The sequence below is a fragment of the Rhodococcus sp. As11 genome, assembly GCF_048957735.1.
In the GTDB taxonomy this organism is placed as follows: Bacteria; Actinomycetota; Actinomycetes; order Mycobacteriales; family Mycobacteriaceae; genus Rhodococcus; species Rhodococcus gordoniae.
The window spans coordinates 111,560-133,921 of sequence record NZ_JARDJE010000016.1; the positions used below are offsets into that span (position 1 = coordinate 111,560).

Consider the following 22,362-nt stretch of genomic DNA (forward strand, 5'->3'; position numbering starts at 1 on the left):
TGAACTTCAATCATGAAATGGAGACCGGTCCGGTTGTGCCGGTCACGGTCCACTGCCCGTCGACCTGGTCGAGGACGTAGGTGAGGCCGAGTCCGCAGTCGATGCCGCACCAGAGTCCCGCGCCGATGTGGACTGTTCCGTCGTCCTGCGGCCAGGTGGGGGACAGGCCGACGATGACGCCGTCGTGTGCAACCCCGGTCAGGCCCTGCCGTGCGGGATCTGCGTACTGCTGTGGATCGGCGGTGAACTCGACCGGCGGTAGATCCGCGGATTGTGCGCTGATCTCGTTCTTCAGTTCCGTGTCGAACGGTGGCCCGTCGGCGACGGTGAACATGTGTGCGCTGCGTGAGGCAGGGCCGTCGACGATGTAGACGGATCCGATCGGGGTCGGTGCTGTCGCGAAGGGATTGTCGACGAGGATGAGGTGGTGCAGGGCGGTGGCATAGAGCTGTGACTGCTCGCTGGGTGGCGGGGGACTCGTGGGCGGGTCGAGTTGATCGGTGCCCGCGTGGGTGTCTGTGCTCGCGCAGCCGGCCAGGATGGCAGCAAGGATCCCCGAGAAGGTCGCCGCTCGAACGCTCACGGTTCGGATGGTACCGATTGCCGGATCGATGTTGGCTTTTCGTGGATCCGCTGGAGGGGTCCGCTCGCCCGACACAGCCCGGCGGTTGCGCTCTGGTGCGAGGGTTCGTGCGAAGGTGAGTCATGACTGTCGCTGGGCGTCCGGCTCGTTGGTGGATCGTGCTGTCGGGGGTGACCGCGGTCCTTGTCGGGTTGGTGTGCGGGGTGATCGTATGGACGTTCGTCCCGCCGGTGGTGTTCTTTCCGTGGTTTGCTCTGGCGTCCTGGGTTCTTCTGATCCTGGGTGCGGTGTGGTTGGTGGTCGGGTTGGTCGGCTGGTTCAAGTTTCGCGCTCTGCGCGTGACCGCGATCGCGCCGGCGTTGGTGCTTGCCACCGCGGTGCTGGTGGTGTTGTCGGTTCCGTCGACGGTGGCGTTTGCGGTGTCGAAGGGGTCTTTGGTCGCAGCGTCGGCGCAATGTGCGCCGTCCTGGGACGGTCGGCGGATCGGGGTGTATCAGGTGCGGCGGATTCAACCCGTCGACAGTGGGTGTCTGTTCTACATCGAAGGTGGGCTGATCGACCCGATCGGACTTGCGTATCTGCCCGGTGGCGCGCCGTATCTGGGTAAGCCCCGCCACGACGGCGACATCGGGTACGAGCAGTACAGCGGCGACTGGTATCGATTCGTGGAACGTTTCTGAGCTCTGCCCGCAGGTACGGCGGTAGCGCTGAGTTGATTGCTGGACGGCGACCCCTGAGGCCGACCGGTCTGTCGGCGGTTCGTATCGCGATCCTGTAGCGCTGCGAAGGCGATCACCGTGATAATCAGGATGGATGTGTGCGATCGGGTGCGGTCGCGCTGTCGTTCGACCGACAGCCCACGGGGCTATCGCCACGAGCGCGACCAACCCGATTGCCAACGGCGTCATACCGATGAGACTGCCCGAAAGACCGTGCCCCGGTGCGCAAGACGTCGGCGAACCTGCGGACGCCGGTATCGCGCGAACGTGTCGGTTTCCGGTGCCACTGTCGTAGAGCGGGCGGTCAGGCTTCGGACCAGGTTTCGGTGTTGGTATCACGCACCCAGTCGACGATGTCGCCGTCGGCGTGGACGTCGTCGGTGAGCCAGAATGTTTCGTCGGGTGCCCAGCCCGCGATCACCGACGCCGTGTCACCGTCGACGTCGATGGCAGCGCCCGCAGCGGCGAGATAACCGGCCACGGTCAGGTGCACTCCTCCGTACACCTCGGCGACGGCCCGCCAGTCGGGCAGAACCCACTTTCCGTCGCGGCCGGTGGTGCGGTACCAGTCGTGACGTTTCTGGGCGGTGACCTCGAGTGGAAACCGCCGGCAGAGTTGCGCCCAGTCGTCGAGGCCGTAGATTTCGAATACGTCGACGGTGTCGGGAACGATGTGTCGCCGTGCCCCGGTATGGTTCTCGCCTCCGGAGTCTTCGACGAACCACAGGCATGCGGGTGAGCCGTCGTCCAGTGCTCGTGTGGAGCACGGGACGCCGAGCGGCGTCGACCACCACACCCCGGACCAGTTGGCCGTCGGGTTGGTGGGGCGTTCCCGTGCTGCTCGTTTCTCCTCGGTGACGACCTTCTCGCGCCAGGTGGCGAGCGCGTGCCCGACCCGAGGAACATTGGCGTGTGGTTCGACCCAGCCCAGTGACCACTGCTCGTCCCGCACGATGCCGGTGGTCCACCACCGGGTGCGCTCCGATGCGGTGAGGTGCTCGGCGATGCGTCGCAGTTGCGGGCGCACCGGCTCCGTCGCAGCGAGAATGTCGTCGCCGTCGGGTTCTTGCCAGTATCGGGCGGAGTCGGTGGTGGCGGCGAGCACGGTGCGCAGGTCCTTTTCCGTCACGTCCGGCAGCGGCACGTTCGCCAACCGTCGCGCTACGTCGCCGGGGGAGATGTTCGGGAGGGGTCGGTCGGCGCCGGGCCCGTAGAGGACGCCTGCGGTTCCGCGTGCCATATCGATGCGGTAGGTGGCGTAGAAGACGCCCGACGAGAACGAGTCCTGGCTATACCCGTCGCGGGTACGGCTGTCGGCGATCTGCGCGTATTCGAGGAGAAGACGGCGACCGCGCGGACCGGCCGGCAGTGCCTCGGTCAGGTTCGCCGGAGTGTCCCGTGCCGTCATGGCGTCCAGTAGATCATTACCACCGCGACCGTGACGGGCGGAAGATTCTGACGCCGCGGCGCGCGGCGTCAGGTCACCGACCCGATGTGTGTTCGACCTGTCGCGGGGCTCCCACGCTCGTCGCCCGCCACATCTGAATCAGGTAATCCTCGACGGGGTCGCCGTCGAGACAGCCGTCGAAGCGAGTATCTGTGCCTCGGACGCAGATACGGACTCGGTATCGGTGGTTGCCGGGCTCGGTGATGTCGGAACTGCCATTCGGAATCCACCGCAGCCGATCAGGCTCCCCACCACTGCGCCGGTGCCGGCCGCCATCGAGCAACCCCGCCCCACGAAGGAGAACTGAGTCGATGTCGCGAAGCGTAATCGAAGACCAACTGCTCGCCGAGGTGGTCATGGGGCTGCCGCTGCCGGGCATGGCTCTGGAAGCTGTGGCGGCGGCATCCCACTGCCGACGGGTGGGAACACCGGAGCAGCAAGTGGGCTCCTGGTAGGGGCAGGGACGTAAGCACTCGCCGACCTACCAGGAGTTCACCCGTATTCGGGCCGCCACACGCCGACGCTCACCGAGTTTTCGGATGCGCCGAGTCGTTGACATTGTGCTGCGCCTCACATACGGTCTCCGCAACACATTCAAGTGAAAATATTTCATTTGAATTTGTTCCTCCGGGGCGTCCACCCCAGAGCGTCACCCTTCTACAAGGAGCGTGTCGTCATGGCACTGTCGGTACAGGAACTTCTGGCGAACAAGGGCATATGCCCGCCGCGGGATCGGATCGCCGCGCTCGAGTCCAAGTGGGCCGAGATCGTGCAGCGACGCGGTGACCTCGGGGCCGTGGCAGTCGACGACGCGGACATTTCTGTTCGCAATATCCCGGGAGGCGACCATGTCCGCTGACGAACTCGTCACCAAGTCGGTGACCGAACTCGCGCCCCTGATCGAGAGCAAGCAGGTGTCCCCGGTCGAGGTCACCACGGCGCTACTCGATCACGCCAAGGCGCTGAATCCGGAGATCAACGCCTACATCAGTTTCCGCGAGCACGCCCTCGACGATGCCCGACGTGCCGAGGAAGAGATCGGCCGAGGCGATTACCGCGGGGTATTCCACGGAATTCCCTTGGCGCTGAAGGACAATCTGTATGTAGGTGGCGAGGTCACCACGATGGCATCGAAGATCCACAAGGACTTCGTGCCCACCGAGGACGCGTCCGTGGTGCGCCGTCTCCGCAATGCCGGCGCCGTGCTGACCGGCAAACTCAACATGCACGAATACGCATGGGGTATCGACAACAACAGTCCGCACTTCGGCAGCGTCCAGAACCCCTGGAATACCGCGAAGGTGCCGGGGGGCTCCAGCGGCGGCTCGGGAGCGGGCGTCGCGGCGCACATGACCTACGCGACCCTGGGCACCGACACCGCCGGCTCGATCCGGATTCCTTCCGCCGCCTGCGGCATCGTCGGCCTCAAGCCGACGCACGGTCGTGTCCCCAAGGACGGATGTTTCCCCCTCGCATGGACTTTGGATCACATCGGACCGATGACCAAGACCGTGGACGACGCCGCGGCGATGCTGCAGGTGATCGCCGGGTTCGACCGTGCGGATCCGACAGCGGTCGATGTCCCGGTGGGGGACTACACCTCCCATCTCACCGGTGATGTCTCCGGATTGGTGATCGGCGTCGAGGAGGACTACTACTTCCGCGACGTCGACAACGAGATCGAACGACTCGTACGCGCCCAGATCGACGAGCTCGTGTCTCGGGGCGCCCGGGTACGGACGGTCGAGATCCCGACCCTGCGCTACTCGGAATGGGCCGAACTGGCCACCAGCCTGTCCGAAGCATCAGCGATTCACCACAACGACCTTGTGCACCGGGCCGACGACTTCGGGACCGACATCCGCTTCCTGTTCGAACTGGGGGAGCTGTTCTCCTCGGTGGACTACCTTCAGGCGCAGCAGGTTCGGCGCCAACTCAAGAACGACTTCGGAGCGGCCCTGTCCGAAGTCGATGTCCTGATCGCCCCGACCCTGCCGGTGATGGCTCCGGACATCGGATCGTCCGAGGCCGACCTCAACGGAACGAAGGTCGATCTCATCGACTCGTTCATCCGGTTCACCGGCCCGAGCAACCTGACCGGCCTGCCCGCGATGTCCGTTCCGGTGGGCTTCAACGGGGATCTGCCCGTCGGCCTCCAGATCATCGGTCGGGCCTTCGACGAGCGCACTGTGCTCAACGTCGGCAAGGCGATCGAAGCCGGCGGACCGAGGGGGGATCGGACTCCTCCCGTGCTCCTCTGAGCCTGCTCGACCCACTGCACCTGCTCGACCCGGATATCCGGCCTGCCGATGCCTTCCGGCACGGCGTCCGGCCGTCCGGTTCGAGTGGGGTGTTTCCTCTCCTCATCGAAGGGATGTCACATGGTCCCCGTGGCGCTGTTGTTCGTCGGAGCGGTGCTCCTGGCCAACGGGTTGGTCTTCCTCGACAGGGTCACTCCGCGATCGGCCGTGGCGATCAATCTCCTCACCGGCGCCTTGCTGGTCGGCACGGCACGCGTGCTGCTCCTACCCTCGGACAGTGCCTCGCCCGACGGGCTGGCGTCGGCGGTGGCGGCCGGAGGGTTCGCATTGTTCGGCTTCACCTACCTCACGGTCGCGATCAACTCGCTCTCGAACGCTCCCGGCGCCGGCCTCGGTTGGTACTGCGGTTGGGCCGGGGCGGTCGCCCTCTTCCTGTCGATGGTGCATTTCGTTCAGCTCGGGGACGCTCGTCTCGCCTGGCTGTGGCTGGCATGGGCCGTGCTGTTCGCCGCCTTCTTCCTCGCCCTGACCACCCCCGCAGCGGAATGGGCCGGCAAGGCGACGGGAATGCTCACAGTCATGCAGTCGCTGTCCACTGCGAGCATCCCCGCTGCGCTGATGCTTACCGGGAAGTGGGACGACACGCCGGTACTTGCCGTCGCTGTCACGCAGATCGTCGTCGTCATCGTTTACGTTCTCCACGTCGCCGATGCTCGGCGCCGCTATCGATCGACCACCACCCGCGACCGCGCGTCCGTGACGACGACCTGACAATCTACAGTGGAGGACCCATGCGATCAGTGGCCCTGTCGGCCGTACTGATCGGGATACTGCTCGCATACGCACTGTTTGCGCCGCGGGTTCAGATCGTCGACCTGGTCGGCCGTCTGGGCCCGATCATGCTGTTCCTCGCCACCATTTCGGTCGTGATCAACCTTGCTGCCAGGGCGGGGGTGTTCCACCGGGTCGCCGCAATCGCGGCCAGAGGACGCGCCGCCAGCGGACCGGGGCTATGGATTCTGGTGGTGCTGCTGTCTGTGGTGTCCACGATCTTTCTTTCCCTCGACACCACCGCCGTTCTCGTGACACCCCTGGTATTGGCGCTCGCCGGGCGGGCCGGCAACGATCCGATACCGCTGGCACTGACCGTGGTGTGGATCGCCAACACCGGATCGCTCCTACTTCCGGTGTCCAATCTGACGAATCTGCTGGCGATGGAGACGGGACTGTTCGACGAGACGAGTCACTACGTGAAAGTCGCCGCGATGCCCGCAGCCGCATCGCTCGCGGTAACAGTGGGATTCGTTTGGATGGTGTTCCGCAGGCGCCTACGCACACCCACCGGAACCCCGGTAGCGTCGCGCGAGCCCGGCACACCGGCTTCATCGCACCCGCTGCTTCCCTTGGCAGGGATCGTCATGGTGATACTGCTGCCGCTGCTCGCGACGTCGATCCCCTTCTGGTGGTCGACGTCGGCGGCGGCCATGGTGCTCGTGACAGCCTTCGCGGTCACCGACCGATCGGCTCTGCGCCCGAGCTTGATCCCGTGGACAGCCCTGGCTCTCGCCATCGGCCTGACCGTTGCGGTTCAGGTCGTTCATTCCCTCGGCGTCGAACAGCTTGTTCGTGCGGCGTTCGCGCACCTGGAAGGCGACTCCGTCGGCACGCTGTTCGTGTCGGCCGCAACAGGAGCGGTGCTGAGCAACCTGATCAACAACATTCCGGCCTACTTGCTTCTCGAGCCCGCGGCCGCGTCCGGTGCAGCCCTGATCGCTCTGCTCATCGGCTCGAATGCCGGGCCGATCGTGACACCGTGGGCCTCTCTGGCCACGCTGCTGTGGGCAGATCAGTTGCGCCGAGCCGGCCACATCGTCCCCTGGCAGCAGTTCGCCGCCCTGGGGATACCACTGGCGATCGGTGCAATCACGGTGTCCGTGGCCGCGTTGTCGTTGTCCCAGCGGTGATCCGGCCGCATATACACGCTGGTCAGAGGGCAGCAACCACCTCGAAATCCAAACCGTTCGCCTGCGCGAGATAGATCTGCTGCCGCGCTTGGTTCCCCTCGAATCGAACGACGCCGCGAGGACTGTCGAACTCCAACCCGTCGATCCGGGCATCACAGCGGGTCGGATCCAATCCTCCGGCTCGGCGTGCAAGATGGCTGAGAGCGTAGATCCCCTGATAACAGGACTCTGCCATGTTGTTCAGAGCGGGAGCCTTGTAACCGTTGGCGTTCACGTAACTGCCGACGAACTGCAAAGAGGATTCGGTGTTCAAGGCGCGGAAATAGGCTGCGGATGCGAACAGATTCTCGGTCGTCTCGGCGCCGCCGGCCAGGAGCATGTTCTCTTCCATCAGGGGACTGAACCGGAGCATGCGGTGATGGAGGTCGCGGGCAGCGAAATTTCGGTGGAAGTCCACGGCGTCCTGGCCGACCAGAAGTGTCAACACCGCCTGGCATCTGCTCTCCGCAGCCACCACGGGCAGTTGCGGGTCATCGGCCCGGCCCATCGGAACGAACGACGAACCAACTATGTCCACCCCGAGCGCAGCAGCGAAGTGTCCGATCAGTTGATACGTACGCAACGGCCAAATATAGTCGGCGCCGACGACGTACCACGACCGCACACCGTGGTGATCGCGCAGCCACCGCATCGCCGGATAGATCTGTTGTTCGGGAGATTCTCCCGAACAGTAGACGTTGGAACTGACCTCGCCTCCCTCGTAGAGCGAGGTGTACACATACGGGACCCGACCACGAACGACGGGCGCGAGATGTCGTCGGATCGACGAGATGTGCCATCCGCTGATCGCATCGAGGGCGCCGGCATCGAGCAGGTCGGACACCTCGGCTGTGACCGCGCGGGGGTCGCGACCGCCATCGATGAACTCGAGTTGAATTTCACGGCCGCCGAACCCGGCTCCCGCATTGAGTTCGCGTCGAGCCAATTCGCTGACGGCCATGCACGAAGGTCCGAAGATACCGCCTGGGCCTTGCAGCGGGATCACCATGCCGACCCGGTAGACCTCCGACCGGCGGTGTGGCGCGGATGCCAACATCGGATCCTCTCGGGTAATGTCGGCGGAGGTGCATCGGTTCATCGTCCCGCCACTCGTACAGATCGAAGGGCTGAAAAGGCAGGAGACTCACGTGGCTCCCCGAAACTCCGATCGGCTGGCGACCCGAGTAACGGCGATTTCCGGCGATATCGCTACCATCGACTCTCCTTCAGCGGTCGTTGCGCTACTGCAGGCTACCAAAGCCATTGTGTCCTCGCTCACGTCGATCGGCTCCGAATTCGATTTGACCTGCGATGATGTGCTCGTGCTCGATGCGCTCGCACGCCACGGAAGCGCATCGATGGCCGAACTGTCGTCGCATACCGCCATATCAGGAGCCACCCTCACCCGGTCCGTCGACAGGCTGGTCTCCCGGACACTGGTCTACCGTGAGGTGAGCGCCGAAGATCGGCGCCGGGTCGAAGTTCACCTCAGCACCCGCGGAGTCGAAACCCACCGAGCACTGGAAGCACAACTCGCCGAACTCGATGCAAGAGCCGGCCGAATCTGCAGGACTCCGAGTCAGGCGTGAACCGAGCCGAACTCGTGTTCGTTTCGGCGAGTCGAGGTGAACCCGGCGTCGCCCTCGAGATGCCACGTCACAACGATTGCGCCTCCCGGACGGACGCACGGCTGCGTGCCGAGCTGAAACGGCCCGTCAAGCAGATCTCCCGCCAGATCCGCGCCATCAAAAAATCCCCGAACTTCAAATACTGAAGGCATTTCATCATGGATCTTCACGATCCGTGAGAGCAGCCACCGCATCCACAACCCGCTGACCCCCGACAAATTCGCCACCCTCGGACAGGCACTCCACGTCATCCCCCGGGACACGGGTACTCGACCTCGCCAGCGGCTCGGGCGAGATGCTCTGCACGGGGGACCGTGATCTGGGATTCACAGGTACGGGCGTGGACATCAGCACGCTCTTCACCGAGCAGGCCCGCGCCCGCGCTGTCGGCCTCGGTCTCGCCGACCGCGTGGCGTTCGTCCATGGCGACGCCTCCGGGTCACGTCGCGGACGAGTCGGTCGATCTCGCCGCGTGCATCGGCGCCACGTGGATCGGTAACGGAGTGGCCGGGACCGCCGAGTTGCTCGCCCGCAGCCTCGGTCCCGGCGGGATGATGTTGATCGGCGAGCCCTACTGGCGCGTGACTCCTTCCGACGAGGAGACGGCGGCGGCCTGCCACGCCACCGGCGTTGCCGACTTCCTGCCGCTGCCGGGTCGATCGAGCAGTTCGGGGAACTCGGGTATGACGTCGTGGAGATGATGCTCGCCGACCAAGAGGACTGGGACCGCTATACCGCGGTGCAGTGGCTCAACATGCGCCGCTGGCTCGATGAGAACCCGGACGACGAACTGGCGCCAGAGGTTCGGGCAGAGCTCACCGCCGCGCCCGCCCGATACACGCGCTACCTGCGTGAGTATCTCGGCTGGGGAGTGTTCGTGCTGATGCAGCGCGACGGCACCGCCGACACGCTCACCGTCGTCGCATCCGATCAGGATTCGCTTGCAGCGGCATTCGATGGGCAGACGACCGGCATCGTGCGCATGTGGAACGACGACGACGGGTGGGGTGTGATCGACTCGCCGCACATCCCGGGCGGATGCTGGGCACACTCCCGCGTCACCCCGACCGTCGATGGTCGCTTCGCCGTGGAGATCGTCCGCACCGCCTGAATGATGGGTGTTCCGGTCGGCAAGAACGACACCCCGCACCCCCTCGGCGCGGGGAAGGGACGAGGTAGGGAGCCGCGCCTGCCGTGGTCCGATACGTACTCACACGCGGGCATCAGTCTGTGACCCTGCCACGGAAGGGGCCGGATGGAACTGTCCTCTGCGTCGATGGTCGTATCACGGTACGGCCGCCCGTTTTTCACGGGCCGTCCGAACCACCGAACACGAGGCGGGGTGTCCCGACGACCGGTTCGTGCGGATGGAGTTGTTGTTGCAGGGATGCGAGCGCGGCGTCGTCGAGAGTTCCCCGATAGATCTGACAAGCCCAGTCGAAATCCGTGGTGGACCAAGCAACCTGATGGCCGTGCACTCTCACCCTCCATGGTGTGCTCGATCGAGGTCGTCGGATGATCCAGCCTGTCCGCTGGTCTGTGCCCAGTGGTGCGGAGAACGCACCGGATTGTGGATCGGTCAGGTCGACCAGGCGCGGGGTGAAGTCCATCAGCACCGGCACGTGGATGGGGTCGGCGGTGATGTTCTCCCGGAACCACTGCATCGATTCCTCCCACCGTGTCGCCGGCGGACCGCCGTGTCCGGCGCGGGCGCGGGATTCCTCGTCCGAGACGACCGGTCCGTCCCACGTGAACAGGGAAGGCTCGAGCGATTCTCCCACGATCAGGTCGGTGAATGCGGCGCCGTCGATACCGTCATCCGAATGCTGTCCAAGCACCGTGCCGGTCTCGGCATCGACCACCAGACGTATCGAGGGCTCGGGCATACGGTCATTCTCACGCGCTGCCAGGTCCACGGACCAGCAACGGCGGCCGAGAAATTCGAGGTCGGTCACCGGTCCTGCCGGACGGGCATGGTGGTCTCCGACCCAATGCTCGACCCGTGGGGTGATCACGAGGTACCGGCCCGAACCCGGCGAATGCACCCGGCGCAGTTCGGTGCAGCGCGGACGGTCCGGCTCGGAGGTGAAGTCCCAGGCGGTGACGCCGTCGCTGACGAACAGCACGTGCCCATCGAGCGATTCGATCCTCGATCGGCGTCCCCACCGGTACAGACGTAGGCCCCCTCGCCGGACGGGAAGAAAGACGGGCTCTTCACCGTAGGTGCCGTAGTAGTAGTGCAACGGCCCGTCGGAGTTGCGGTACGGGACAATCACACCGTGGATCGGCCGGCGAGGCCCATCGGCCATGGTCACCAGCATTTGCACCCATGCGGTCATTGCATCCCCCGGCCCGTACGAGTGCAGGTCCCCACAGCCCGGGGAACGGAACGACGCCCGGGAACATCTCCGGTTTCCGTCTCCGCTCGGTGATGAGGCTGTCCATGCGGCGGCGGCAGGGTGGGGGATATCGCCTGAATGTGTTCTGACATCGGTCGTCGCTCCCGAGTACTCCGCCCGGAGACGAAGAGATCGAGTGTACAGCTCACGGCAAGATACAGCTTGGTTGCGTTCGAACTCGTCCCACATCAGCATGATCCGGATTCTTCGCTGGCGCGAAGTCGTACCGTACAGACGCCGAAGGTCACAGCTTCCACAATTGCAGCAGCGCCGCACGCAGGCTCGGGGAGATGACGCGGTGGTCGTGGTGCAGCCGCGGGTTGGGGTGGCCGTGTTCGGCGAGGGTGCGCGCGGCGTCGGTTACGGTGACGGGGTCGAGGTCTGTGCGGACGCGTAATCGGTAGGCCACGGCATGGCGGGTGTGGGGGATGCGGTGCGGGCCGGTCTCGACCACCGTCGGTGGAAACAAGGTGGTGTCGTCGTCGTTGATCCGGATCACGACGTCGCCGGCCTGGAGGCGACTGCGGCGGTCGGTGCCAGGTTTGTCCTCGTGCAGCCACTCGGTGCGGTACCGCGGGTTCGGTCCACTCGTTTCCGGCGCGGGCGTGGCCCAGGTGTCCTGGTCCTCGGCGGCGGGGGTGTGGTCGCCGTTGTGGCGCAAGAACATCCGGCGCACGGGGGCGGGGAGGAAGTCGTGGCCGGTGCGGGCGCGGCTGCCGATCCCGGCCAGCGGCACGGCCGACCTGCCAGATGGCGGTGGCGCTGTCGAGGAACACCTCGTCGACCTCGACCGTGTCGTCGAGACCGTCGATAAAGGTATGCGCCGCGGCGATGACGTCGGGATCGTCTGTAGCCAGGGCGGTTTCGTCCGCCACGGTGGAGCTGTGCGAGGCGCTGGCGGGACCGACGATCACCTTCTCGCTGGTAATGATCAGGCCGGTGTGCAGGTTCGGGGTGGACAACACCCGCACCCCGGCGGTGAGGAAGCGCGCGAGGGCGGTGAAGGAGGTGGCGTGTGCGCGCACGGCCGTACGGGCGGCGTTGACGATGAGCAGGTCTACGGCGCGCAGCGGCAACAGGTCGGGCGCGGTGTGGTCGAGGTAGGCGATGGCGACGCGGCGGGACCCTCGGCGGCGCAGGGCGGCGGTGATGTGCGGCCAGGGGTGCGGTGCGTGCAGGACGGTGCCCATAACCGGTCACCTTATCCGGCAGCATGTTCCGGATGGCCGGATGCGAGCAGCGCCGAGGGTGTGCGTTTTCCGGTGTCGGCGGTGAGGAAGCCCAGGGCGGGGAGGTGTCATCGGACCAGCTCAGGACCGATGCTCAACCGTTCCGTCCGGGGGTTCGTCGGGTCTGGATGTGTGCGGTCATCGGTACGCCCGGCGGTGCTGTCGCCGATCCTGGCAGGTGTAGCACGCCCGCCGCACCTTGCGGCCCCAGCGTCCTGGGGATGGGTGCGAGGCTGGGACTCGTAGAGGGGCGCGGCGTCGGGTCCGGCACGTGCGCGGTGATGGTGGGGCTGTGGTCGGCCGTTGGCGCTCTGGTGCGCCTCGGGCAATGAATTCGCATCGGCGGCCCTGCCTGCGTGCTGGCGGTGGCCTGGATCGTGGTGGGGATATGTCAACGTACCGCGCACACAGCTCGAGTGGGTGGCCGACCGCAGTGATACTTCGGTCGAAGATCGGAAGAGTGGGAGAGTTGGGAGCAATGGAGATTGTGGTGGTCGGCGCGATCGCGGTGGCGGTGCTGGTGGGGTTCGATCAGTTGGCGTTGTGGGCCGAACGCAGAGGCTGGATCTATTGGCGACGGCGCAAATCCGGTGGCTCGGCGGATGCGGGGGCGGGCATGCTGGGTGTGATGGACGGGCTCTTCTCCCCGGGCACCAGACATGCGGTGGAGGAGATCGCCGGCAAGCAGAACGGTCACATCGATCTGTCGATCGGCGACGACGGGCGGATCGATCTCGACAGCGGCCGGGTGTGTCTGCCGACCTTTGATAAACCGGTCCAGGAACGCCCCTTCGATGTCGGGTCGGACGGACGGTTGACGTAGCCGACCGCACCCCGGGCGCGGGTGCTCGGTGTGCGACTTCATGCTGTCCGACGCGGACAGACATCACGGAACAGGGGGCGCTGATTGCAGGGGCCGCGCCCCTTGCCTCTCGCTCGCTCTAGGATCACGACTGTGCTGACGAAAAACCATCGTGAACTTGTCGCTGTGGCTGTAGACCACGCGGTCGCAACCCACGACGGCGATGCACATACCGTCGCCGCAGCGATCCTGACTCGCTCGGGCCGGGTGATACTCGGTCTGAACACTCACCACTTTCTCGGAGGGCCATGTGGGGAGATCAGCGCGCTGTCCAATCACGCCGCGCACTGCCCCGATGATCCGATCGTGGCCGTCGTTGCGGCATACGGGCCGACGGCGAGCGTGATCGCTCCTTGCGGCAAGTGTCGGCAGATCCTGTTCGACCTCGATCCGAACATCGAGTGCATCATCCGCGCAGCGAACGGTCTGCAAGCCCATACGGTCCGAGTTCTTCTGCCTCATGCCTACGACTGGCAGGCCATGGAAGCGCCTCAGCTGATCTACATGTGGGAAGGCTACGAAACCCTCATCCGCGAGGGCCGCAAGCGCCAAACTATCCGCGTTGACGATCCTTTTCGTCCAGGCCCTGCGGTCCTCGTTTTCGAGAAGGGCAACGGAGAAACGATCACGATCGATGCCCACGTGGACCAGGTGCGCACCGTCTCACGCGCAGCACTGAGTGAGCAGGACGCGCTACTCGACGGATTCGATTGCCTCGAATCACTTCACGCAGCCCTGGACCAGCACTATCCGGATCTTCCTGGCGACACCCTTCTCGACATCGTGAAATTCAGTCTCCCAGCTGCTCCGCCGGAAACGGAGGCCGAGGTTCCATCAGTAGCGAACACCCCCTAGCAGACCTCACGGACCTCGTGAGATGTGGAGGGACCGCTTCGTGCAGGCCGGACCGCAGTTACACCTGCGATTGCAGCACCGGCCGTTGCATCGGACCAAATAGTTCGCCGGTGGCGATGTCGTCCACCCCACCGCAGGGCGGCATGTCATCAGTGCAGCGCGGGGACATACCGTCGGGCCAGGTCAACGCGTATGTCTCCGGTCTGCTCCGGAATCCGGTTCAGGCGTCGGGGTGATCGTCGTGTGCGGTGCGCTCGGTGGCGCCGGCACCTGCTGTGACCGCTGAGACGGCCGCAGGCTCGAAGGACAGGATCGCCAGGCCCGAAATCTTGAGTCGTGGACGGACCTCGTGGTGCCGGGCTCGGCGTCGGGGTGGGCCAGATCGCGCACCCGCACATCGAGGAAGCGGGCCAGCGCGACGGTCTGCTCCCAACTCGGATATTCGACGCCCGCCTCCCAGCGGTCGACCGCCGGCTCTTCGGCCAGACACGCGGCATCGACCTCGGGACCGAAGTGGCCTCCCAGTGACATCTGCGGCAATCGAGTACGCATGGCCCGTTCCATGAGAACCGACCGCACAACTGGCACAGGGAACGTTTGTTGAACCTTCCCGGAGGTACACAGGGCACCCTCGAGGTCGGGTTGGTGGCCCCGCCTGTCGCTCCGGGACAACGATAAAACGTTGTATGTGCAAGTGCCGTATGTGCAAGCGCTTCCCGAAATCGATCGTTCATTGGCGGATTGCAGCATTCATCGAGGCGGTCGGTGACAGTCGAACCTCGAGGCCCGCACCGACTGTGGCGATCCAAGGCACAGTCGGTGCGGGCCGAATCGATGATGGAGCTCAGCTCGGCTGCATCGCCGACTGCGGTGCTGCTACTCGCTGCTCTCGAATGAGCCAGGTCAGGACGGTTGACACGAGCAGGACCGCAGCGCCGCTGAGGAAAGAGATGCCGTAACTGCCGGTGGCATCATGGAGCACGCCACCCATCAGCACACCGAGCGCAGCGAACAGTTGATGGATCAGCCAGGTCGAGCCGAGAATCCCGCCCATGGCGGTGTCACCGAAGCGATCCGCGATCAATCCTGTGGTCAGCGGGATCACGGGGAACGAGGACAGCCCGAAAAGAACGACGGCAACGGTGAGGAGCTGTCCGGTGCCGGCGAAAGCCAACACGAGAAAGCTCACGATGCGTACGAGATGCAATGCCAGCAGGGGACGGCGCTTGCCCCACCGTTTGGCGGCCCATCGACCGGTAGCCCACATCGAGGCCGCACTGCACACTGCGACGAGCGCCATCAGCCATCCGGCGGCAGAGGTCCCGAGCCCCAGCTCCACCGCGAGTTTCGGCATGTGGGTGGTGAACATGTAGAGCGAATAACCGCATCCCGCGAAGCTGAGGCCGATCAGCCAGAACTGAGGATCTTTCAGTGCTTGATGAAGGCTGGTTGCAGCGAGCGTCGGAACGGGAGTCTTCTCCGTTTCCAGTCCCACATCGCCGGGGCCATTCCGGGCGCCGAACCAGATGACCGGAACGACGATGGCGAGCATCACACAGCCGAGGATCGCGAAGGCGGTTTGCCATCCGAACGTGGAGATCAGGACTCCTGCGAGCGGAAGTAGCAGTAGTTGGCCGGCGTTGATGCCCATCGAGCTGATCGCCAGTGCCTGGGGGCGCCGGTGTACGTGCCATCGCGTCACCAGGACCGATGCGGGCATCGAGCTGCAGCCGGCGAATCCGATCGCGACGATGATTCCGAAGAGCAGGACGAACTGCCAGAACTCTGTGACGGCCGCGAGAAGAAGGTAAGCCAGGCCCATCAGCGCGGCGCTGGCGGTCATCACCGTTCGTGGACCCGACCGGTCGATGAGCCAACCCATGACCGGCTGGGCCAGCCCCCACATGAGGGTGCTCGCTGCGACGGTGCCGCTCGTGGCTGCGAGTGACCACCCGAAGTGCCCCATCAAGGGCGGGATGAATTGGCCGATTGCCAGATTCAGCCCGAAGGCGCCGGTCAGCGATATGAACGCCACTGCGGTGATGCGTGTGCCCCAGCTGCTGTGCAGTACGGACCTGTCCATGAATCCCCCTAAGCTAATGGATGTGTATTGCTTGGCCGTTAGTTAGGTATCGCGGCACGAGAGCTAACGCAAATCAAACGGGGATACCATTAGTTCTATGACGCGACAGCCCCATCCCTCCCCGACTGCGCCCGTGAGCGGAGAACCCCTCGCCCTGGAATTGGTGAACACCACCTACATCGACGGAGGACTCCGGGGGCATCGTGTCGACGCACTGACCACCACGGACCAGCTCACCGCCTGGGCGAGCGAACATGCCGGTCAGTTCAGTGATGAACTACCCGCTGTTCTCGTGGAACGAGCCTGCACCCCGCGCACGCACGAACAGTTCCTCTCGCTGCGCGAGGCGCTACGCAGCTGCCTACAGTCCGTTGTCGAGCACGCAATACCCAACGGCGACCCCCTCGCGGTCATCAACGGATTCAGCCGCTACAGCGCATCTCGCCTGGAAATCTCACCCGGGAACCCTGTAGTGGTGACGCGGCGGTGGCAGGTCGACGATCCGTGGTTGATCGCGCTCGGCGAAGTCGCGTCCGACGCGTGCCGACTGCTGATGCCGGATCTGATCGGCCAGGTGCGGGCATGCCCCGCGCCGGGATGCATCCTCTTCTTCGTCAAGTCCCATCCTCGGCGAGAGTGGTGCTCACCGGTGTGCGGGAACCGCGCCAGGGTCGCACGGCATGCCCGTGCCGGTAGGACGGCGCCAGGGACGGCCTGACTTTCTCGTCGCCAGTCTCGCGCCAGCGACAACTCCGGCCAGCGGCACCATCAGGTCTACCGACCCACCCCGGACCACAGCTCGCCGGCACCGCGGTGCGTCAGCAGGGCGTGTGCACCGTCGCGGGGAGTCGTCAATGGTTCAAGGACGGCCCCGGCTGGCTGTAGCTCCCGTGCCGGATCTCGCACCGTGATCGCGGAGGCACCGGCAGCGGCTGGTCTTACAGGACCGACCCGCCGGTGCGCCGGCGGATGTCACCGCGCCTGCGGTGCCAGGAATGTGTCATCTGCGCAGCTCACGCGTAGGTGTTCGGTGCCACGCAGCGGGTCGGTCGGGGCTGTGACTGTGTTGGCGGGCACGCCGGTAGGTGTAGGTGCGGGCGGTCAGCAGGATCGCCGAGCTGAGCAGGATCGGTAGTTTCGCGGTCCAGGACGAGGCGCAGACGAGCGCGGCTGCGCCGAGCATCAATGCGCTGCAGGCTTGGGACGGCGAGCGCGGCGATCTCGGGGGCGGGTTCGGTGGCGGTGCGGGTTCCCAGGAATCCGGCCAGCAGCACCAGCGCTCCGAGCATCAGCACGACGGTTACGATCACGGGGCCTCCTGACAGATAGGGATCAGCGGCGGGTGTGCCGGGGCTGCTGGTTCTCGGCGAGGACGAGCGTCACGGCGTCGTCACCGATGTTCTCACTGCGCAGCCGACGGCAGGCGACGACGCTGCCGAGTGCGGGGCGGTGGCATCCGTCGCTGGTTTCCGCTTCGGCTGCTTCCCCGCGCGTCGGTTCTTGACCATGCCAGCTGGCTACGACAACGAGATCCTGCCTCGACCGCCGCCGGATCGTCCCGCCGCCGAGGTCGCGGTGTCTCCGCCCGCCGGCGCGCTCACCCTCCAGCATGGAGGGGACGTGTCGTCTGTGCAGTTCACATCGATACGGCCGGGCCGTCGAGTGCACCGTCTGCGCGAAGACGGTGACCGTCCCAGCCGTATGGATGTCAGGGGTGTGAAGTCGCTATATCCCGGCCTTCGTAGTGTGGGCGTCTATAACGGCTTCTGCTCCTTCGAATTCTCATTCCACCGGCAGCGACTCCTCCGAACGCATGCCGCAGCGTCGGTGGCGGATAGTGCTGTCGGTGCTCGGCGCCGTGGTGGTGCTGGTCGGGGTGACGGGTGCGTGGGCGGTGCATGCGTTCGGTCCGCGTTTCGGTGTGTATCTGGGGGCGCCGTCGCCGCAGCGCTACGCCGAGATCACTTTGGATCTGATGGAGAACGGCTACTACGCGACCGGTCCGGAGTGGGAGGCACAGCGGGCCCGTGTGCGGGCTGCCGCCGACGGCGCTGCGAGTATCGAAGAGTTGCATGGCCCGTTGGCGACGGCGGTGAAAGTGGCCGGTGGGAAGCACTCGTACTTCCTCGATCCGGCGAAAGCGGCCCGGTCGTCCTCGGCTGCCACCGCCGAGTTTTCCGAACCTACGGTCACCACAGTGGACAGCATCACCACCGTGACGATTCCTGCCTTGCGCGGTGTCGGACGAGTTGCGGCAACGCTACGCCGACGCCGCAGCGGTCGGCATTCTCGGCGCGGCGGATCGGACCTGCGGGTGGATCGTCGATCTGCGCGGCAACGCCGGCGGCACGATGTACCCGATGCTGTCCGGCCTGACCCCGCTGCTCCCGAACGGGACCGCGATGACCTTTCGCACCCGCGCGGGCGAGGACATGCCCGTGACCATCTTCGACGACGGTGCCGGGATGGGTGGCACCGTCATCTCGGTCGGTGCTGTCGCGAAGATCGCCGATCAGCCTGTTGCGGTGCTCCAGGACGGTGACACGGTCTCGAGTGGTGAGGCGGTGCTCACGGCGTTCCGTGGCCTCGACAACACCCGGTCGTTCGGGGCGGACAGCGCGGGATACACGTCAGCGAATTCGGTGCACCCGCTCTACGACGGAGCACTGTTGGTTCTCACCGACAGTACGTATGTCGACCGCGACGGCGTCAATCTCGCTGAGGAACCCGTCGCTGCCGATCACCGCACCTCCAGCGACGGCGCGGAGGTGGCCGCACTGGAATGGTTGCGCGATCGCGGATGCAACTGAGCAACGACACCGCTTCGACCGCCTCGGAGGGGCCTATGCCGTCGGGGCAGTCCAGCGCGCATTCGACCAATCACGAGTGTCACGCCCACGTCTATCGAGGCACGACGTGGAATCCGTAGGGGCTGATCGCGATGACACATTCCATGTTCAGAGTCGTTGCCTTCCAGACAGATTCGTCGAGACGAGTCGACATCAGCATGAGCCATGTTTCCCACGGTGTGTCCCGGCTGATCGAGGAGGGCGCGGTGCAGCTGACGTAGTAGTCCCACAGTTCCTGCTCACTGAAGACGAATTTCACCGGTGGATCGCCGGGCGTATCGTCCGTTGCGGTCAGTTGTAGTTGGCCGGCATCGTCGAGTCCCATCTGATAGCCGGTGCTGCCGCCACAACGAATTACGGACTCGATGACGTCGTCCAGACCGGGATCAGGTCCGTCCACGACAGTCTCCTGCGGTCTCTTACGGTTCGCTCCATTCCGGCCAGGCGATGTCCGACGGTCGCTCCGGCGATCGCAAGGTCGATCCGGGTCTCCGCCGGCGGCCGCTTTCCCGCGCAGTGGTCCTCGATCATGCCGGCTGACTACGACAACGAGATCCCGCCTCGACCGACGCCGGATCGTCCCGCGCGGCCGCGGGACGGCCCCCGACGCCGTGACCACCGCCGAGGTTGGGCTCGTGTCTGTGTCCGCCGGCGCACTCTCCACCCGGGGGTGCAAGGGACATGTCATCTATGCAGAGCGCAGCGCATCCCATACTGGTTCGTGTTCGTGCTGTAGGCGTCCGTCGATGCAGCGGGTCCACAGACGGGTCAGCGGATTTCTTCGATCACGCTCGTGCCCTTGCCCGGGCGGGATTCCCAGGCCCAGTCCTCTTCTATGCGTAGGCGAGCGTCGCTGAGCACTTCGATCCGACTGTCACAGACTCCGCTCGCGGTCGTGCCGTCGACACTGAGGTGCGCGTAGCGAAAGTGCAGCCGTTCACCGTCACGTGTTCCGACGAGGAAACCCCGCACGATCTCTCCGCCGTCGTAGTCGGCCCAGATGACAGCGTTGTCCTGGTGGTACCGGAAACGGGTGGCGCTACCGACCTGTCCGGTGGGCGAGTTGCTGACACCGGCGAAGACCCTGCCCTCGAGGTCGAGGGTGGAGGACGAGGGGTGCGCAGCATCGGCAGTGGTCATCTCGGCACCATAACGAAGACCCCAGGAGTGCTGTCCGGGATCCGCGCGGAGCATCCGCCGAGTGCGGTGGAAGCACACCCGGACGATCACCCGGTCAGGGAGCGGTCGGGTTCGTCTCGGAGCGCGATGTCGCCGCCTCGAGGTTGTCGAGCATCGTGGTCAGTGTCCGCAGGACGGTGTCGTAGTCCTCGGTGGAGACGCCGTCGGACAGGATCTGGGCGGTGCGCGCTTGCGTGCGGCTCATCTGCTCGAGCAGCTCGCGGCCCGCATCGGTGATCCGCATGGCGGTGGTACCCGGGGCGACCGGATCGAGGTGCAGCCAGCCGTTGTCGGTCAGGGAGGCGAGCAGGTCGTCGATCCGGGCGGGGGTATAGAAGGCGGCGGCTTCTGCGGAGAACTTCTCGAGGGTCAGATCGGGGTCGCCCTGTGCTGTGCGCAGGGCCTGCCAGTGGCCACGGCCGACACCGTGCGCTTGGCGCAGGGCTCGGTCCACATAGCGGTGCAGGGCGTTGTCGACGGATTTGATCAGGTAGCCGAGCGGCGGTGTCGTGTTCATGCGTGTGCTCCCTACGCTGGTGCCCGCACCGTGCGGCGCGGTCATCGGGTGGCGGCGGCGTTGGTGTCTCGCGGCCGCGACGGTGGTGGTGTGGCGCGCTCACCGGCTGCGGCGAGGGTGCCCGCAGCCGGGTGGGTTCAGCGCTGTTCGTCGGTGACCAGGCGGTAGACCACATATCCGACGAACCATGCGGTGAGAAGAACGCAGAGCACGAGAAGGATCTCGATCGCAAGGACCAGCATGCGGACTCCCTGGTTAGTGGGTACTCACTAACCAAGAGCGTAGGTTACCGTCAGGGCATGCCCGACCACGCCCCTACCGCACGTGATCGCATCCTCGACGCCGCGGCGAGCATCATGCGCGACCGCGGGATCGCCAAGGCAACCACCAAGCAGATCGCGGCGGCCGCCGGCTACTCGGAAGCAATGATCTACAAACTCTTCGACGACAAGGTCGACCTGTTCCTCAGCGTCCTGCGCGAACGAGTGCCCACCGTCGACATTCTCACCCGCACCGACCGCACCCCCGGTGACGCCGACACCCTCGACGGCAGACTGCGGGCGACGATCGAGCAGATCACCGCCTTCTACCGGCAAACCTTCGCGATCGGCGCCTCCCTGTTCTCCGACGCCGCCCTGCTCGAACGCCACCGCGAAGCCGTCATCGCGCACGGCGCCGGCCCGGCCCTGCTGCCCGCCGCCGTGGCCCGATTCCTCGAGCACGAACAGCGCGCCGGCACCGTGGCCGCCGACGCCCCCATCGACGGAGTCGCCGCATCGATCGCCGGTGCCTGCTACCTACGGGCGTTCCTCGAACAGTTCTACGGACCCGACCATCCCCAGCAGCCGATGACCGAGTTCGCCGCCTCGATCATGGCCACGGTCCTGCCCGCCCTGACCACACACCCCGCCGCGTCCACCCCCAGCGACTGACCCCACAGCCACCACCAGCGTCGTCGGCGTTCAGCCCGTCGGCGGGCGTGGGGTGAGGCCCACGGGCAACGCGCGGTCCAGCCATTTTCGCGGCGCGTCGATTTTCTCGAAGTACTCGCGCCCCCAGACGGGTCTATCGGCGACGGATTGCAGCCTGAGTGTGGCGTCGCCGGCCGCGGTGGTCAGCACGGTCACGCACATACCGCCCGTGGCGCAGGCGCAGTCATCGGATTCGACCCGCATAGCCAGGCCCCAGGTCGGGTCGGTCAGCGGCGACACCAGCGCATCGTGCCGTTTCGATACCGCCGGATCGTATTCGAGCCACACCTTGGTGGTGTCCGGGCCGCCGGCATACGCATAGGTGCGGTGGGCGGAACTGAACGAGGTGAAGATCGCGATCCTCCGCAGGAGCATCGACTCCATCCGCACGCGGGGTTCCGGTGACACCGATGAGCGATGGTCCCTGAGCGCGAGCTCTGCGGGGGTCCACCGCTTCTCGTGCCACAGCGGTGTGCCGTCGCCCTGCACCTGACGAGAATGTGCGCTCCGCAGCGCATTCCAGTCGGTGTCGGCGGAACCTCGAATGATCACGCGTGCATCTGTTTCGACGAGGCCCAGCACAAGGTCACGACCGTGGATGTGCAGAATGCGCACGCCGAATCCGGCCGCCGGACTCCCGCCGTCTGCGCCCGGGAGACAGACCTCGAGGAAGGTGGCGCTGACGTCGAACTTTCCGGTCGCCCCGTCCAGGAACACGATCGGCACGTGGGCCTTGCTCAACCGGATGCGTTTGACGTGGAAAGGATGTGCGGACGG

At 65.6% G+C, this 22,362-nt stretch carries 28 protein-coding genes and 1 pseudogene; 17 read left to right on the plus strand and 12 right to left on the minus strand.

The annotated features are described in order from the left end of the window. Window positions 1-10 precede the first annotated feature (10 nt). The gene (locus PV766_RS18480; protein WP_064063658.1) at window positions 11-583 is read right to left on the minus strand and encodes a hypothetical protein; all 573 of its coding nucleotides are present in this window, start codon (window positions 581-583) and stop codon (window positions 11-13) included. 122 nt (window positions 584-705) lie between these two features. Between PV766_RS18480 and PV766_RS18485 the strand changes: the two genes are divergently transcribed. Next, a complete protein-coding gene (locus PV766_RS18485) occupies window positions 706-1,263 on the plus strand; it encodes a hypothetical protein (protein ID WP_421097596.1) in 558 nt (185 codons plus the stop codon). Window positions 1,264-1,606: 343 nt separating this feature from the next. Here PV766_RS18485 and PV766_RS18490 read toward each other — a convergent pair whose 3' ends face one another. Continuing rightward, a complete protein-coding gene (locus PV766_RS18490) occupies window positions 1,607-2,710 on the minus strand; it encodes a hypothetical protein (protein ID WP_421097597.1) in 1,104 nt (367 codons plus the stop codon). Window positions 2,711-3,060: 350 nt separating this feature from the next. Between PV766_RS18490 and PV766_RS18495 the strand changes: the two genes are divergently transcribed. The 5 genes from PV766_RS18495 (at window position 3,061) to PV766_RS18515 (ending at window position 6,974) form a co-directional block, all read left to right on the plus strand. Continuing rightward, the gene (locus tag PV766_RS18495) at window positions 3,061-3,204 is read left to right on the plus strand and encodes a hypothetical protein (protein WP_165369287.1); all 144 of its coding nucleotides are present in this window, start codon (window positions 3,061-3,063) and stop codon (window positions 3,202-3,204) included. 221 nt (window positions 3,205-3,425) lie between these two features. Beyond that, window positions 3,426-3,608 (plus strand): hypothetical protein, encoded by a 183-nt coding sequence (locus tag PV766_RS18500; protein WP_064063656.1) that lies wholly within the window; start codon window positions 3,426-3,428, stop codon window positions 3,606-3,608. After that, window positions 3,598-5,010 (plus strand): amidase, encoded by a 1,413-nt coding sequence (locus PV766_RS18505; protein WP_421097598.1) that lies wholly within the window; start codon window positions 3,598-3,600, stop codon window positions 5,008-5,010. The genes PV766_RS18500 and PV766_RS18505 overlap by 11 nt, the downstream gene beginning before the upstream one ends. A 120-nt stretch (window positions 5,011-5,130) precedes the next feature. Further along, window positions 5,131-5,781 (plus strand): AmiS/UreI family transporter, encoded by a 651-nt coding sequence (locus tag PV766_RS18510; RefSeq protein ID WP_421097599.1) that lies wholly within the window; start codon window positions 5,131-5,133, stop codon window positions 5,779-5,781. Between the two features lie 20 nt (window positions 5,782-5,801). After that, window positions 5,802-6,974 (plus strand): SLC13 family permease, encoded by a 1,173-nt coding sequence (locus PV766_RS18515; RefSeq protein ID WP_421097600.1) that lies wholly within the window; start codon window positions 5,802-5,804, stop codon window positions 6,972-6,974. Between the two features lie 22 nt (window positions 6,975-6,996). Here PV766_RS18515 and PV766_RS18520 read toward each other — a convergent pair whose 3' ends face one another. Then, a complete protein-coding gene (locus PV766_RS18520; RefSeq protein WP_421097626.1) occupies window positions 6,997-8,022 on the minus strand; it encodes a substrate-binding domain-containing protein in 1,026 nt (341 codons plus the stop codon). Window positions 8,023-8,161: 139 nt separating this feature from the next. Here PV766_RS18520 and PV766_RS18525 point away from each other — a divergent pair, with 139 nt between their 5' ends. The 5 genes from PV766_RS18525 to PV766_RS18545 all read left to right on the plus strand — a co-directional run bounded on the left by PV766_RS18525 (window position 8,162) and on the right by PV766_RS18545 (window position 9,752). Further along, a complete protein-coding gene (locus PV766_RS18525; protein ID WP_245959034.1) occupies window positions 8,162-8,602 on the plus strand; it encodes a MarR family transcriptional regulator in 441 nt (146 codons plus the stop codon). After that, on the plus strand, window positions 8,599-8,787 hold the full coding sequence (locus PV766_RS18530; protein WP_064065361.1) for a hypothetical protein: 189 nt from the start codon (window positions 8,599-8,601) through the stop codon (window positions 8,785-8,787). The genes PV766_RS18525 and PV766_RS18530 overlap by 4 nt, the downstream gene beginning before the upstream one ends. Before the next feature lie 149 nt (window positions 8,788-8,936). Then, window positions 8,937-9,140: a hypothetical protein gene (locus PV766_RS18535; RefSeq protein ID WP_421097601.1), complete on the plus strand. Its 204-nt coding sequence runs from the start codon at window positions 8,937-8,939 to the stop codon at window positions 9,138-9,140. Further along, a complete protein-coding gene (locus PV766_RS18540) occupies window positions 9,064-9,342 on the plus strand; it encodes a hypothetical protein (RefSeq protein WP_421097602.1) in 279 nt (92 codons plus the stop codon). Before PV766_RS18535 ends, PV766_RS18540 begins: the two co-directional genes overlap by 77 nt. Further along, window positions 9,339-9,752, plus strand: coding sequence for a hypothetical protein (locus PV766_RS18545; RefSeq protein WP_421097603.1), 414 nt, complete (start codon window positions 9,339-9,341; stop codon window positions 9,750-9,752). Before PV766_RS18540 ends, PV766_RS18545 begins: the two co-directional genes overlap by 4 nt. 196 nt (window positions 9,753-9,948) lie before the next feature. Here PV766_RS18545 and PV766_RS18550 read toward each other — a convergent pair whose 3' ends face one another. Together PV766_RS18550 and PV766_RS18555 are read right to left on the minus strand one after the other, a co-directional pair. Continuing rightward, window positions 9,949-10,950, minus strand: coding sequence for a hypothetical protein (locus tag PV766_RS18550; RefSeq protein WP_421097604.1), 1,002 nt, complete (start codon window positions 10,948-10,950; stop codon window positions 9,949-9,951). Between the two features lie 334 nt (window positions 10,951-11,284). Beyond that, window positions 11,285-12,230: pseudogene (locus PV766_RS18555) on the minus strand (phosphatidylserine/phosphatidylglycerophosphate/cardiolipin synthase family protein). 529 nt (window positions 12,231-12,759) lie between these two features. Here PV766_RS18555 and PV766_RS18560 point away from each other — a divergent pair. The 3 genes from PV766_RS18560 to PV766_RS18570 all read left to right on the plus strand — a co-directional run bounded on the left by PV766_RS18560 (window position 12,760) and on the right by PV766_RS18570 (window position 14,514). Then, on the plus strand, window positions 12,760-13,092 hold the full coding sequence (locus PV766_RS18560) for a hypothetical protein (protein WP_421097605.1): 333 nt from the start codon (window positions 12,760-12,762) through the stop codon (window positions 13,090-13,092). Between the two features lie 132 nt (window positions 13,093-13,224). Continuing rightward, entirely contained in the window at window positions 13,225-13,986 is a 762-nt protein-coding gene (locus tag PV766_RS18565; RefSeq protein ID WP_421097606.1) for an ASCH domain-containing protein, read from the plus strand. Between the two features lie 336 nt (window positions 13,987-14,322). After that, window positions 14,323-14,514 (plus strand): hypothetical protein, encoded by a 192-nt coding sequence (locus PV766_RS18570; RefSeq protein ID WP_064065365.1) that lies wholly within the window; start codon window positions 14,323-14,325, stop codon window positions 14,512-14,514. A 316-nt stretch (window positions 14,515-14,830) separates the two neighbouring features. On the opposite strand, the gene PV766_RS18575 is transcribed toward PV766_RS18570, so the two are convergent. After that, window positions 14,831-16,069 (minus strand): MFS transporter, encoded by a 1,239-nt coding sequence (locus PV766_RS18575; RefSeq protein WP_421097607.1) that lies wholly within the window; start codon window positions 16,067-16,069, stop codon window positions 14,831-14,833. A 163-nt stretch (window positions 16,070-16,232) separates the two neighbouring features. Between PV766_RS18575 and PV766_RS18580 the strand changes: the two genes are divergently transcribed. Then, window positions 16,233-16,787 (plus strand): CGNR zinc finger domain-containing protein, encoded by a 555-nt coding sequence (locus PV766_RS18580; RefSeq protein ID WP_421097627.1) that lies wholly within the window; start codon window positions 16,233-16,235, stop codon window positions 16,785-16,787. 295 nt (window positions 16,788-17,082) lie between these two features. On the opposite strand, the gene PV766_RS18585 is transcribed toward PV766_RS18580, so the two are convergent. Further along, window positions 17,083-17,379 (minus strand): hypothetical protein, encoded by a 297-nt coding sequence (locus PV766_RS18585; protein ID WP_421097608.1) that lies wholly within the window; start codon window positions 17,377-17,379, stop codon window positions 17,083-17,085. Window positions 17,380-17,401: 22 nt separating this feature from the next. Then, the gene (locus PV766_RS18590) at window positions 17,402-17,680 is read right to left on the minus strand and encodes a hypothetical protein (RefSeq protein WP_421097609.1); all 279 of its coding nucleotides are present in this window, start codon (window positions 17,678-17,680) and stop codon (window positions 17,402-17,404) included. Window positions 17,681-18,306: 626 nt separating this feature from the next. Here PV766_RS18590 and PV766_RS18595 point away from each other — a divergent pair. Then, window positions 18,307-18,879 carry a S41 family peptidase gene (locus PV766_RS18595; RefSeq protein ID WP_421097610.1) on the plus strand — a complete coding sequence of 191 codons (573 nt, stop codon included), beginning with the start codon at window positions 18,307-18,309 and terminating at the stop codon, window positions 18,877-18,879. Window positions 18,880-18,970: 91 nt separating this feature from the next. Here the strand turns inward: PV766_RS18595 and PV766_RS18600 are convergent, their stop codons facing one another. From PV766_RS18600 to PV766_RS18610, 3 genes are all read right to left on the minus strand, one after another. Then, window positions 18,971-19,318, minus strand: coding sequence for a hypothetical protein (locus PV766_RS18600; protein ID WP_421097611.1), 348 nt, complete (start codon window positions 19,316-19,318; stop codon window positions 18,971-18,973). Between the two features lie 368 nt (window positions 19,319-19,686). After that, window positions 19,687-20,058: a hypothetical protein gene (locus PV766_RS18605; protein WP_258261351.1), complete on the minus strand. Its 372-nt coding sequence runs from the start codon at window positions 20,056-20,058 to the stop codon at window positions 19,687-19,689. Window positions 20,059-20,152: 94 nt separating this feature from the next. Then, window positions 20,153-20,614 (minus strand): MarR family winged helix-turn-helix transcriptional regulator, encoded by a 462-nt coding sequence (locus PV766_RS18610; protein WP_421097612.1) that lies wholly within the window; start codon window positions 20,612-20,614, stop codon window positions 20,153-20,155. A 299-nt stretch (window positions 20,615-20,913) separates the two neighbouring features. Here PV766_RS18610 and PV766_RS18615 point away from each other — a divergent pair, with 299 nt between their 5' ends. Beyond that, window positions 20,914-21,546, plus strand: a complete 633-nt coding sequence (locus PV766_RS18615) for a TetR/AcrR family transcriptional regulator (protein WP_252174094.1) — start codon at window positions 20,914-20,916, stop codon at window positions 21,544-21,546. Window positions 21,547-21,576: 30 nt separating this feature from the next. Here PV766_RS18615 and PV766_RS18620 read toward each other — a convergent pair whose 3' ends face one another. Next, complete coding sequence (locus PV766_RS18620; protein ID WP_421097613.1) at window positions 21,577-22,200, minus strand: hypothetical protein; 624 nt, start codon at window positions 22,198-22,200, stop codon at window positions 21,577-21,579. Window positions 22,201-22,362 lie beyond the last annotated feature (162 nt).

Bases quoted from the DNA above. Each gene is read 5' to 3' on its own strand.
- PV766_RS18485 (WP_421097596.1), top strand. From the start codon at position 706: ATGACTGTCGCTGGGCGTCCGGCTCGTTGGTGGATCGTGCTGTCGGGG.
- PV766_RS18490 (WP_421097597.1), bottom strand. From the start codon at position 2,710: ATGACGGCACGGGACACTCCGGCGAACCTGACCGAGGCACTGCCGGCC.
- PV766_RS18495 (WP_165369287.1), top strand. From the start codon at position 3,061: ATGTCGCGAAGCGTAATCGAAGACCAACTGCTCGCCGAGGTGGTCATG.
- PV766_RS18500 (WP_064063656.1), top strand. From the start codon at position 3,426: ATGGCACTGTCGGTACAGGAACTTCTGGCGAACAAGGGCATATGCCCG.
- PV766_RS18505 (WP_421097598.1), top strand. From the start codon at position 3,598: ATGTCCGCTGACGAACTCGTCACCAAGTCGGTGACCGAACTCGCGCCC.
- PV766_RS18510 (WP_421097599.1), top strand. From the start codon at position 5,131: ATGGTCCCCGTGGCGCTGTTGTTCGTCGGAGCGGTGCTCCTGGCCAAC.
- PV766_RS18515 (WP_421097600.1), top strand. From the start codon at position 5,802: ATGCGATCAGTGGCCCTGTCGGCCGTACTGATCGGGATACTGCTCGCA.
- PV766_RS18520 (WP_421097626.1), bottom strand. From the start codon at position 8,022: ATGGTGATCCCGCTGCAAGGCCCAGGCGGTATCTTCGGACCTTCGTGC.
- PV766_RS18535 (WP_421097601.1), top strand. From the start codon at position 8,937: ATGCTCTGCACGGGGGACCGTGATCTGGGATTCACAGGTACGGGCGTG.
- PV766_RS18540 (WP_421097602.1), top strand. From the start codon at position 9,064: ATGGCGACGCCTCCGGGTCACGTCGCGGACGAGTCGGTCGATCTCGCC.
- PV766_RS18545 (WP_421097603.1), top strand. From the start codon at position 9,339: ATGATGCTCGCCGACCAAGAGGACTGGGACCGCTATACCGCGGTGCAG.
- PV766_RS18550 (WP_421097604.1), bottom strand. From the start codon at position 10,950: ATGGCCGATGGGCCTCGCCGGCCGATCCACGGTGTGATTGTCCCGTAC.
- PV766_RS18575 (WP_421097607.1), bottom strand. From the start codon at position 16,069: ATGGACAGGTCCGTACTGCACAGCAGCTGGGGCACACGCATCACCGCA.
- PV766_RS18590 (WP_421097609.1), bottom strand. From the start codon at position 17,680: ATGCTGGAGGGTGAGCGCGCCGGCGGGCGGAGACACCGCGACCTCGGC.
- PV766_RS18605 (WP_258261351.1), bottom strand. From the start codon at position 20,058: ATGACCACTGCCGATGCTGCGCACCCCTCGTCCTCCACCCTCGACCTC.
- PV766_RS18610 (WP_421097612.1), bottom strand. From the start codon at position 20,614: ATGAACACGACACCGCCGCTCGGCTACCTGATCAAATCCGTCGACAAC.
- PV766_RS18615 (WP_252174094.1), top strand. From the start codon at position 20,914: ATGCCCGACCACGCCCCTACCGCACGTGATCGCATCCTCGACGCCGCG.